Source organism: Lysobacter sp. ISL-50 (assembly GCF_018612875.1).
Classification (GTDB): domain Bacteria; phylum Pseudomonadota; class Gammaproteobacteria; order Xanthomonadales; family Xanthomonadaceae; genus Lysobacter.
In genome coordinates, this window is the sequence record NZ_JAGGRI010000056.1 from 1 (window position 1) to 10,570 (window position 10,570).

At 69.1% G+C, this 10,570-nt stretch carries 8 protein-coding genes and 1 pseudogene; 5 read left to right on the forward strand and 4 right to left on the reverse strand.

The window, feature by feature from the left end:
- Both J7J50_RS23145 and J7J50_RS23150 read right to left on the reverse strand, forming a co-directional pair.
- A pseudogene (locus tag J7J50_RS23145) lies at positions 1-1,157 on the reverse strand (hypothetical protein); the annotation flags it as partial.
- Positions 1,158-1,176: 19 nt separating this feature from the next.
- The gene (locus J7J50_RS23150) at positions 1,177-1,773 is read right to left on the reverse strand and encodes a NifU family protein (RefSeq protein WP_215060169.1); all 597 of its coding nucleotides are present in this window, start codon (positions 1,771-1,773) and stop codon (positions 1,177-1,179) included.
- Positions 1,774-1,916: 143 nt separating this feature from the next.
- Between J7J50_RS23150 and J7J50_RS23155 the strand changes: the two genes are divergently transcribed.
- The 3 genes from J7J50_RS23155 to J7J50_RS23165 are packed head-to-tail and all read left to right on the forward strand — an operon-like array spanning position 1,917 to position 3,275.
- On the forward strand, positions 1,917-2,258 hold the full coding sequence (locus J7J50_RS23155; RefSeq protein WP_215060170.1) for a 4a-hydroxytetrahydrobiopterin dehydratase: 342 nt from the start codon (positions 1,917-1,919) through the stop codon (positions 2,256-2,258).
- Between the two features lie 7 nt (positions 2,259-2,265).
- Positions 2,266-2,706, forward strand: a complete 441-nt coding sequence (locus J7J50_RS23160) for an energy transducer TonB (RefSeq protein ID WP_251044342.1) — start codon at positions 2,266-2,268, stop codon at positions 2,704-2,706.
- A gap of 26 nt (positions 2,707-2,732) precedes the next feature.
- Entirely contained in the window at positions 2,733-3,275 is a 543-nt protein-coding gene (locus J7J50_RS23165) for a hypothetical protein (RefSeq protein WP_215060173.1), read from the forward strand.
- 16 nt (positions 3,276-3,291) lie between these two features.
- Here J7J50_RS23165 and J7J50_RS23170 read toward each other — a convergent pair whose 3' ends face one another.
- On the reverse strand, positions 3,292-4,248 hold the full coding sequence (locus J7J50_RS23170) for an RluA family pseudouridine synthase (RefSeq protein WP_215060175.1): 957 nt from the start codon (positions 4,246-4,248) through the stop codon (positions 3,292-3,294).
- A 498-nt stretch (positions 4,249-4,746) separates the two neighbouring features.
- Between J7J50_RS23170 and J7J50_RS23175 the strand changes: the two genes are divergently transcribed.
- The gene (locus tag J7J50_RS23175) at positions 4,747-8,355 is read left to right on the forward strand and encodes an Rne/Rng family ribonuclease (RefSeq protein WP_215060177.1); all 3,609 of its coding nucleotides are present in this window, start codon (positions 4,747-4,749) and stop codon (positions 8,353-8,355) included.
- Positions 8,356-8,497: 142 nt separating this feature from the next.
- On the opposite strand, the gene J7J50_RS23180 is transcribed toward J7J50_RS23175, so the two are convergent.
- Positions 8,498-9,145, reverse strand: coding sequence for a response regulator (locus J7J50_RS23180; protein WP_057943263.1), 648 nt, complete (start codon positions 9,143-9,145; stop codon positions 8,498-8,500).
- A 478-nt stretch (positions 9,146-9,623) separates the two neighbouring features.
- Between J7J50_RS23180 and J7J50_RS23185 the strand changes: the two genes are divergently transcribed.
- Positions 9,624-10,436, forward strand: a complete 813-nt coding sequence (locus J7J50_RS23185; protein ID WP_215060179.1) for an isocitrate lyase/phosphoenolpyruvate mutase family protein — start codon at positions 9,624-9,626, stop codon at positions 10,434-10,436.
- Positions 10,437-10,570 lie beyond the last annotated feature (134 nt).

Genomic DNA, 10,570 nt, shown 5'->3' on the forward strand with positions numbered 1-10,570 from the left:
CTGGGACTGGGCGCGGCGGTGCTGGCCGGGGCCGCAGATGGGGCCTGCGCCGGCGTCGAAGCCGTGGCCGTTGCGCTCGGCGCGGTCGCGGACGCGGGCGTGGCCGCCGGCGCGGGAGCCGACGTCGCGGCCGGCGCTGGAACCGAAGGCGTCGGAATCTCGGCGATGCGCACCTGCGGCGTGGCGCTGCGCAATTGCGGGGTTTCGATCGGCCGCGTCGGCAACTCGCGCACCTGCAGTTGCGGCAGCGGCGCCGGCACTTCGCGCATGGCGATCTCGCGCGGCTTGGCCGCGACGGTGGGCAATGCGATATCGCGCTGCTGCACTTCGAGCGTCGGCGGCTGCACCGGCGCGGGGACGTCGACCGTGCGCAGCGGCTGGGCGGCGGACTCGATCTGCGGCACCCGCAGGGTTTCCTCCACGCGCTTGCGCGTCGGCGGCAGCACGAAGATCTGCGGGGAATCCGGCACGTCCTTGCTCACCATCACCGGCTGTTCGACGGTGGGTGGCGGAATCTGCGGCTCGGGCACGTCGCGCTGCGGCACGTCGGGCAACTGCGCCTGCAGTTCCGGCGTAGGCGGCGTGCTGACCTCGACCTGGGGCGGCGGCACCGCGGCCTGCGCGGTTTGTTGCGGCGGCTGCGGCGTCGGCTGCGGCGCCGGTTCGGTCCGCGGCTGATCGCTGGGCTGTTGCTGGCCGCCGCCGGGTTCCTTCGGCGTGCCCTCGCCGATGTATTCGACCATGGTGACGGTCTCGCCCCGCGGCGGCGGCTGGGTGGCGAAATACTGCAGATACATCAGCCACACCAGCAATCCGCCGAACAGCAGATGCCACAGCAGCGAAACCACGCCCGCGATCCAGCGCAAGCCGCGCTCCTCGCGCGCCGGCGGCTGCCATTGCTGACGCCACAAGGTCGCGAAGGCCTGCCAGCGATTGAGCGACTCCACCCGTCGCGGCGGCTGCGCCAAGGGCCGCTGCGCCAGCGCGGCGACCATCGCGTCGCAGGTCGCGCCGGTGACTTCGCCGGCCTGCCCGCGCAGCGAATCCAGCCACGACTGCCAGCCCGGCGGAAACTGCCCGGGCGCGGGCGATTCGCGGCGAAGCGAAAGCCGCAGCTTGCGCTGCAGGGCTTCGATGATCGATGCGGCGGTGGGCATAGGCTGCGCCGCGCCGGGGTCAGGCCGCGGTGTCGCGCGGCATGTAAGGCGCGTGGCCGGTGTCGTGATCGGTCGCGTCGCGCACCGCGGTCACCCCGGGTACCTTGCTCATCAGCGTGGTCTCGATGCCCTGCTTGAGGGTCACATCGGCCATGCCGCAGCCGTGGCAGCCGCCGCCGAAGCGCAGCACCACCACGCCGTCGGCGGTGACTTCCTGCACCGAGACGTTGCCGCGATGCTCGGCCAGTTGCGGATTGATCTCGTGCTCGACCAGCCAATGCACGCGCTCGACCAGCGAGGCCGACTCGGCCGGCGCTTCGCCCTTGATCTTGGGCGCGCGGATCTGCAGCTGGCCGCCGGTGGCCTTGTTTTCGTAATCGATCTGCGCGCCGTCGAGGTACTTCACGCTGTCGGCCTGCAGCCACAGGGTGAAGCCGTCGCAATCCACCGCCCATTCGTCGCCGGCCAGATCGGCCGGCTCGGCGAATTCCAGACGCACGTCGGCGCGCGCCGTGCCCGCGTGAACGGCCGACAGGCGAACGCCCAGGCCCGGCAGGGCCTCGCGCTCGATCAGCTTGCGGAAGTGAGTCTGGGCGGATTCGGAAATATTGATCATCGGGCTATTCTAGCGGGGTCGGTGCGGCCTGATGCCGTGCACGCATCCTACGACCGTCGGCGATACGATTCCGTTCATATGGTGTCGCGCCGGCGCAAACGCAACGCCACGGCGCCCGCGCCAGGCCGCCAGGAGTCATCCGCATGAACGACCTCATCCCCCTGTCCCAGGCCCACTGCACGCCCCTGCGCGGCAGCGAGCACCGCCTGAGCGAAGCGCGCGTGCGCGAGCTGCTGCCGGAAGTGCCCGGCTGGGAGCTGGCCGAGGACGGCCACGCCCTCGCCAAGACCTTCCGCTTCGACAATTACTACCGGACCATGGCGTTCGTGAATGCACTGGCCTTCATGGCCCATCGCGAGGATCATCATCCCGACCTCGGCGTCCACTACGATCGCTGCGTGGTGCGCTATTCCACTCACGATGTCGGCGGCCTGAGCGAAAACGACTTCATCTGCGCGGCCAAGGCCGAAGCTCTGACAGGTTGATCACGCCATGAACGCAAATCCTCGCCGCATGTTCGACTCCGTTTCGCCGCGCCTGGCGCCGGCGCTGGCCGCCGGCCTGATCGCGGCGCTGATCGCCGGCTGCGGTCAGCGCGCTCCCGAGGAAGCGGTGATCCCGTCCACGCCGCTGCGCGCGGTGGACACCCCGCCGCCGCAGTACCCGCCGGAAATCGGCTGCGACCAGATCGGCGGCAAGGTGGTACTGCAGCTGACCGTCGGCACGGAAGGCAAGCCGACCCGGGTCAACGTGCTCACCAGCAGCCAGACCAAGGCGCTGGACGATGCCGCGGTCAAGGGCGTGCAGAGCTGGCGTTTCGAAGCGGCCACGCGCAACGGCAAGCCGGTCGCCACCGACATCCAGGTGCCGGTGACCTTCCACGCGCCGCCGTCGCGTCCGGAGCATTGCGGACAGGCGCCCAACGGCCTGTAAGCGGCCGGCGGGCGCAGGACACCGGCATGGATCAACGACGGCTGGCCGCGCTCGTCCGCTGGGACAACATCGGCCTCGGGCAGTTCGAATTGCATGTGCCGATGTTCGATCGGCCGGTGGATTTCGTCCTGTTTCCCGCCGACGGCGCGGAATCGGTAGTCACCGAGGGCATGGCCCGCACCGTCGAGGACGTGCTGCGGCTGGAACCGGCGGCGCTGGCGACGATCGAATCGCTGCTCTGGGAGGAATGCCTGTTTTCCTTCCAGGTCGCCGATTACGGAGTCGACATCGAACCCGGCGAAACCTCGCTGCAGGCGCACCTGCGCGAGTTCGGCGTGGCCTGCCCGCAAGACGCCTGGCGCAAGGCCCGGCTCAACGAGATACAGATCAGCGACGGCCACGCCGCGCGCTTCGCCCAGATCAAGTTCGATACCGTCGCCAATAATCTGATCGGCATCATTGTCAAGGACGGCCGGATCGTGGATTACGACGACGACGGCACGTACCTGGGCTGGTTCGAAGGCGACGAGCGCCGCGCCCACAAGCGCCGGCAGAACATCCTGAAGTGACCCGCCGCCGGGCCGCTTAGCCCAGGCGATCGAGCACTTCGATCAACTCCGGCGCCAGCGGCGCATTGAGCAGATACGGCTCGCGGCCGCCGTCGAGCGCGAACTCCAGCGTCGATGCATGCAGAAACAGGCGGCGCAGCCCGGCCTGATCGCGCAGGCGCTTGTTGGCCTCGGCCTCGCCGTACTTGTCGTCGCCCGCGACCGGATGGCCGATGTGCTGCGCATGGACGCGGATCTGATGCGTGCGGCCGGTTTCGATCCGCACCTCGCAATACGATTGCCCGCCGCGCCGCTCCAGCACCTTGAAGTGGCTCAGCGAAGGCTTGCCGTCGCGATGGACCTGGACATGGCGCTCGCCGCCCTGGCGCAGGCCGATGTGCAGCGGCGCGTCCACGCTCATGACCCCGTCGGGCATGCGCCCGGTCAGCAGCGCCAGATAGCGCTTGGCGATGCCGCCGTCCTCGCGCATCAAGGCCTGCATCTCGGTCAGCGCCGAGCGCTTCTTGGCCACGATCAGCAGCCCCGAAGTGTCGCGGTCGAGCCGGTGCACCAGTTCCAGGGTGTGGCCGGGCCGCGACGCGCGCAGGGTCTCGATCGCGCCGAAGCTGATCCCGCTGCCGCCGTGGCTGGCGACCCCGGAGGGCTTGTTCAGGGCGAGCAGGCGCGCGTCCTCGAACACGATCGCCGCGTCCAGGGCGTCCATGAAACCTTTCGGCGGCAACGCCTTGTCGCCCGGCTCACTGAGACGGACGGGCGGTATGCGCACCTCGTCGCCAGCCTCGAGCTTGCGCTCGGCCTTGGCCCGGCCCCCGTTCACGCGCACTTGGCCGGAACGCACCAGCTTGTAGATCAAGGACCTGGGCGCACCTTTGAGTTGGCCGAGCAGGAAGTTATCGAGCCGCTGTCCATCGCGGTCATCGGGCACGCGCACGGTACGAGCACCGGCATTAGCGGAGTTTGCTGACTGGGTCATCCCGAAGCGTTATCTGTTACACTCGCGACGCGAGATAAGGTTTTGATTTCGCAGGGAGTTGTACCAGCCATTACGCCTGACAAGCGTGCGGCCCGGTACGGGGCCGAAAGCCCCTCTCGCGATTCCGGTCCGCGTCTAACCACTGCCCACGGGGTAGCCATGTTAGCAGCGACGGACCGGCGGAACCGGCCTTCGCCCGATGGGTCAAACCATCGCGATGAACAAAAGTTGTGCGGCGCCAGGGCCTGACGCTCGATTGAGCCGGTCCAAACCGCCGCCCCGCCCCGTGCGACGTTCGCGTCGCCGGCCCGAAAGTTTTAATAGGTAAGAAGCGCTCCCGCGGCGTGCCGTGGTGATGTAGCGCTGGAAGTGGAGGCCTCGCCGGCGCGCGGGCGGCCCGCATTCGTTGCGGCCGACGATCGCGACGGAGGCGCCTGTGTTCCCAGATTGCGAAACGCCATGGCGTTCCGCGCGGTAGAGCGCGCGAGGAACGCAACAATGAAGCGCATGCTGATCAACGCGACGCAGGCGGAAGAACTGCGGGTCGCCATCGTCGACGGGCAGAACCTGTACGACATCGACATCGAACAGCCGTCCAAGGAACAAAAGAAGTCCAACATCTACAAAGGCCGCATCACCCGGCTGGAGCCCTCGCTTGAGGCCGCTTTCGTCGAATACGGCGCCGAACGCCACGGCTTCCTGCCGCTGAAGGAAATCTCCCGCGACTATTTCCAGCCCGGCGTCGACCACAACAAGGCCGGCCTGCGCGAGCTGTTGCGCGAGGGCCAGGAGATCGTGGTCCAGGTCGATAAGGAAGAGCGCGGCAACAAGGGCGCCGCCCTGACCAGCTTCATCTCGCTGGCCGGCCGCTACATGGTGCTGATGCCCAACTCGCCCACCGCCGGCGGCGTCTCGCGCCGGATCGAGGGCGACGACCGCGCCGCCCTCAAGGAGGCGATGGACAAGCTCACCATCCCCGACGACATGGGCGTGATCATCCGCACCGCCGGCGTCGGCCGCGACGCGGAAGAGCTGCAGTGGGACCTGGATTACCTGCTGAGCATCTGGAAGGCCGTTACCGACGAGGCCCTGAAGAAGCCGGCCCCGTTCCTGCTGTACCAGGAGTCGCGCCTGATCATCCGCGCCCTGCGCGATTACATGCGCGCCGACATCGGCGAGATCCTGGTCGATACCGACGAGATGTACGCCGAGGCGCGCGAGTTCGTCGAGCAGGTCATGCCGCACAACCTGCGCAAGCTCAAGAAGTACGTAGACGAAACCCCGCTGTTCAACCGCTTCCAGATCGAATCGCAGATCGAGAACGCCTACGAGCGCACCGTGCGCCTGCCCTCCGGCGGCGCGCTGGTGATCGACCAGACCGAAGCGCTGACCGCGATCGACGTCAACTCCGCGCGCGCCACCAAGGGCGGCGACATCGAAGAAACCGCGTTCAACACCAACCTGGAAGCGGCCGAGGAAGTCGCGCGCCAGATGCGCCTGCGCGACCTGGGCGGCCTGGTGGTGATCGACTTCATCGACATGTCGTCCAACCGCCATCAGCGCGAGGTCGAGAACAAGCTGCAGAACGCGCTCAAGCAAGACCGCGCGCGCGTGCAGATCGGGCGCATCTCGCGCTTCGGCCTGCTCGAACTCAGCCGCCAGCGCCTGCGCCCGTCGCTGGGCGAATCCAGCCAGCTGGTGTGCCCGCGTTGCGACGGCCACGGCCGCATGCGCAGCGTCGAATCGCTGTCGTTGTCGATCCTGCGCGTGGCCGAAGAGCACGCGATGAAGGAAAACACCGGACAAGTGCTGGTGCAGGCGCCGACCGAGATCGCCAACTTCCTGCTCAACGAAAAGCGCCGCGCGCTGATGGAGATCGAGCAGCGCCACGACTCGCCGATCGTCATCGTCGCCGACGAACACCTGGAAACCCCGCACTACGAAGTCACCCGGGTGCGCGAGAACGAAATCGGCGAAGAAACCACCAAGCCCAGCTACCAGCGCGGCACCCAGCGCAAGCTGCCGGTGCACGCGCTGACCAAGGCCCATCTGAACATTCCGGATGCGCCGGCGGTCACCAAGGTGAAACCCACCCAGCCCGCGCCGCTCCGGGAACCCCGCGAAGCGTCCATGGCAGAGGCTCCTGTCGCCGTGCCGGCACCGGCCCCGGTCGCCGCGCCGACCCACTCGATCGGCCTGGTCCAGCGCATCCTGCGGATCTTCCGCGGCACGCCGCAGCCCGTGGCGACCACGCCGGAACCCGCCGGCGGCCGTTCCCAGGACGGTCGCAACGGCCGCGGCGAGCGTAACGATCGCGGCAACGGCCAGCGCCGCGGCAACGATCGCAACGAGCGCAACGGCAAGGGCGGACGCGACGGCGCACGCCGCGACGAAGCGCGCCAGGACCGCGAGCCGCAGGCCCGCCGCGACAAGCCGCAGGCGCAGGTGCAGGCCAACCCGCAGAACGGTCAGGCCCAGCAGCCCAAGCAGAAGCAGCCGCAAGCGCAGCAGCCCAAGCAGGCCCAGCAGCCCAAGCCGCAGAACGCGCAGCAGAACCCGGCTCCGCCGCAGCCCAAGCCGCAAGGCGAGGAACGCAACGCGCAGCAGGCCAATGCCGGCACCGGCCAGGCGCCGCGCGCGCCGCGCAACGAGCCCAAGCAGCCGCGTCAGGATGCAGCGGCCGAAACCGCCGCCGCTGTCGTCGCCGTGCCCGCCGCGGTCGCCGTCATCGGCGGCGCCGCGCCGCTCGCGACGCCGCCGGCAAGCGACGACACCACGCTCAAGACCGAGGCCGCCGTCGCCGAAACCGCGAACGCCGCCACCGCCGAATCGCGCGAAGGCGATGCCGCACAGGCCGATGGCACGGGCGAAGGCGGCGGTCGCCGCCGTCGCGGCCGTCGCGGTGGCCGTCGTCGTCGTCGCGGCAACGGTGAAGCCGGTGCCGTAGGCGAAGGCCAGGGCCAGGACGAAAACGGCTTCGACGACGAAGACGACCTGGGCGCCGAGCCCGCCTCGGCTCCGGCCGCCGCAAACCGCTCGCAGCCCGAGTTCGACTTCGACGACGACTCCGGCGCCGCTGCGCCGCGCGCGCAGAACACTGCCGCGGCCACGGCCGCCGCAGTGGTCGCGACCGCCGCGAGCAGCACCTTCGTGCCCTCGCGCGAAAGCGCCGCCGACGGCAAGCCCTCGTTCGCGCATTTCGGCGAAAACGCGCATGGCGACGCCGAAGCGGCGAAGCCGGTGAAGACCGAACGCGCCGTGTTCGCGGCCGAACCGGTCGCGGCCGAGCAAGCTTCGAGCGAGCGCGCCCCGGCCGAGCCGGCCGCGGTGGAATCGGCTCCGGCCGTATCCGCCCAGGTCGAATCCGCTCCGGCTGCGTCCGCTCAGGTCGAGCCGGTAGCGACGCCGGTCCCGGCCGCCGTCGCCACCTCGTTCACGGCCCCGGCCAGCAGCTTCGCCAAGCCCGCCTTGTCGTTCGAAGCCGAGGTTCCGGCGACGACGCCGGCCCAGGCCGCCGCGGAAGCGGTCGAGCACGCCAAGCCGGCCATCGCCGCGGTAAGCAGCGAAGTCGCCGCGCAGCCGCGCGAATCGGCCCCGGCGCAGCCGGAGAAGGTCGAGCCGTCGGCGCGCATCGAGCCGACGGTGGTCGAACCGGTCGTGGTCGAGTCGCCCACCGTGGTCGAAACCGCGGTGATCGAACCGGTGGTGATTCAGCCGGCGGCGACGCCGCGCGACGACAACCCCGGTGAGGCCGAAGCCTCCGCCGCGAACGTCGCCACGGCCTCGCCGGCCGTGGAAGCCGCGATCGGCCTGCCGGTCCAGGCGGCCGCGCCGATCGTGGCCGCGCCAGTCGAAACGGCTGCCGTCGAAACCGCTCCGGCGGCGTTCGCCAGCACGCCCACGGCGCAGATCGAACCGACCGATTCGGTCGTCGAACCGGTCACGCCGCTGACGCCGCGTACCGGCGGTCTGTTCGACACCCTGCCCCATCCGGCCGCGGTCAATGCCGACGCCGCCAGCGACGCGGCGCAGGACGAGGAAGGCAAGGCCGGCGACGGCGAGCACGACGGCGGTCCGGACGACGGACAGCACGAACGCCGCGCCTGATCCCCGGGCATCGGTCGGTCGCCTCGCGCGACCGATCGCCGGCAATAAAAAAAACCGGTCGCGCGAGCGGCCGGTTTTTCTTTGTCCGCATGAAACGCGGCGGTCGATGTTTTCGGCGGCGATCGGGCCGCGACTTATTCGATCAAAGCGAATGCGCCGGATCGGCCAATCCGTATTGCGCCGCCAGTCGCGCCAGGGCGATGCTGTCGGTGATGGTGAGCTTCTCGAACAAACGCGTCTTGTGCGTGTTGACGGTCTTCGCGCTGAGGCTCAACCGCTTGGCGATTTCTTCCTGACGGAAGCCCTGCACCAGCAACAACGCGATTTCCAGCTCGCGCGGCGACAACTCGTCGAACGGCGAAGCGCCGCCGTCGAGATTGGCCAGGGCCAGGTTCTGCGCGATGTTGCTGGCCAGATAGCGCTTGCCGCGCGCCACGTCGCGGATCGCCCGCAGCAGTTCGCTGGCGTCGCCGCCCTTGCCGACATAGCCCGACGCGCCGGCTTCGAGCAGGCGCTTGGGCATCGGCCCGTCTTCGAGCACCGAAACGATGATCACGCGCGTACCGTGGTCGCCCTTGACGATGCGCTCGGTCACTTCCAGGCCACTCACGCCGGGCAGATGCAGGTCGCACAGCACCACATCGGGCTTGAGCTTGCGCACCAGCGGCAAGGCTTCCTCGCCGCTCTCGACATCGCCCAGTACTTCGATATCCGTTTCCGCCGACAGAATCATGCGCATGCCGGTACGCACCAACGCATGGTCGTCCACGATGAATACACGGATGGTCATAGCGTCCCCAGAAACACGTTCAGCCCACGCTCGCGAGGCTACGCGGCAGCATAGGGCCACGCAAGGCATTGATATTTATTGACTCAACGGCGACGCCCCGGGTCCGCATAAACGGCAGATTTGTTCCGGCGAAAAAGCGTGCATCGGCGACGATAGCGATCGCAACTGATGCACTGCGTCACAACTCGGCAATCGCTAGGCTGAGTTGCTACCACAGGCGCGCGCCAATGGTATCCCAGCTGGGCATCCGCGACCGGATCGCAGGCACGAATGGCCGGAAACCGGCGTTGACTGTCGTTTTAGCGGCAGCGGCGCCGGACCGGCACGCCATCGCGGCCGATCCGGGCCGCGCACCGTGCCCACCCCTGCGGGCCCGCGGCCGGCGCGAATCCGGGCGCACGTCGAGTGCCGAAAACGGCGAGTCGCGGCCGCGCCGGCGTGGCATCCTGCCCGCCTTATCGCATCGAGCCCACCGGCCATGAACCGTCAAACCGACCTCGCCACCCAATTCCACGCCCTGCACCACAACGGCCTGCTGCTGCTCGCCAACGCCTCCGACGCCGGCAGCGCGCGCCTGATCGAAAGCCTGGGCGCGTCCGCCATCGCCACCACCAGCGCCGGGGTCGCCTGGTCGCACGGCTATCCCGACGGCGACGTGCTGCCGGTGCGGCGCCTGGTCGCGACCGTGGCCGACATCGCGCGTGCGATCCGGGTGCCGCTGACCGTCGATGCCGAAGGCGGCTATTCCGACGATCCGGTCGCGGTCGCCGAGACCGTGGCCGGGCTGGTCGATGTCGGCGCGGTCGGCATCAACCTGGAAGACGGCGGCGCCGATCCGGAGCTGCTGTGCGCGAAGATCGAACACATCAAGCGCGCCAGCGCGCGCCTGGGCGTGGCGCTATACCTCAACGCGCGCACCGACGTGTACCTGCGCGGCCTGGCGCCGCCGGAACAGCGCGTGGAGGAAACCCTGGCCCGCGCCGCGCGCTATCGCGCCGCCGGCGCCGACGGCCTGTTCGTGCCCGGGCTGACCGATGAAGCCTCGGTGCGCACGATCGCCGCCGAAGCCGGCCTGCCTCTGAACCTGCTCGCGCGCAGCGCGCTGCCTGGCGCCGACGAACTGCAACGCTGGGGCGTGCGCCGCCTCAGCGCCGGCTCGGACATCGCCCAGTCGATGTATGCGCGCATGGCCGCCCTGGCCGCGGGTTTCCTGCGCGACGGCGACTGCAAGCCGCTGTCGGCCGAGGCGATGGCGTATTCGCAGGTCAATGCCTTGTTTCAGGATCGCTGAAGCCATCGCGGGGCGAATGCTTGCCCCAGCGCCAGCGAAAACACGAAGTCTTTTGTAGGAGGGGCTTCAGCCCCGATGCTTTTCGATCAAGTCGCCAGACTTTCCACAATCGAGCGATCTGAGCGAAAAGCATC

Coding starts and splice junctions, on each gene's coding strand:
- J7J50_RS23150 (WP_215060169.1), bottom strand. CDS start 1,773: ATGATCAATATTTCCGAATCCGCCCAGACTCACTTCCGCAAGCTGATC.
- J7J50_RS23160 (WP_251044342.1), top strand. CDS start 2,266: ATGAACGCAAATCCTCGCCGCATGTTCGACTCCGTTTCGCCGCGCCTG.
- J7J50_RS23155 (WP_215060170.1), top strand. CDS start 1,917: ATGAACGACCTCATCCCCCTGTCCCAGGCCCACTGCACGCCCCTGCGC.
- J7J50_RS23170 (WP_215060175.1), bottom strand. CDS start 4,248: ATGACCCAGTCAGCAAACTCCGCTAATGCCGGTGCTCGTACCGTGCGC.
- J7J50_RS23180 (WP_057943263.1), bottom strand. CDS start 9,145: ATGACCATCCGTGTATTCATCGTGGACGACCATGCGTTGGTGCGTACC.
- J7J50_RS23185 (WP_215060179.1), top strand. CDS start 9,624: ATGAACCGTCAAACCGACCTCGCCACCCAATTCCACGCCCTGCACCAC.
- J7J50_RS23175 (WP_215060177.1), top strand. CDS start 4,747: ATGAAGCGCATGCTGATCAACGCGACGCAGGCGGAAGAACTGCGGGTC.
- J7J50_RS23165 (WP_215060173.1), top strand. CDS start 2,733: ATGGATCAACGACGGCTGGCCGCGCTCGTCCGCTGGGACAACATCGGC.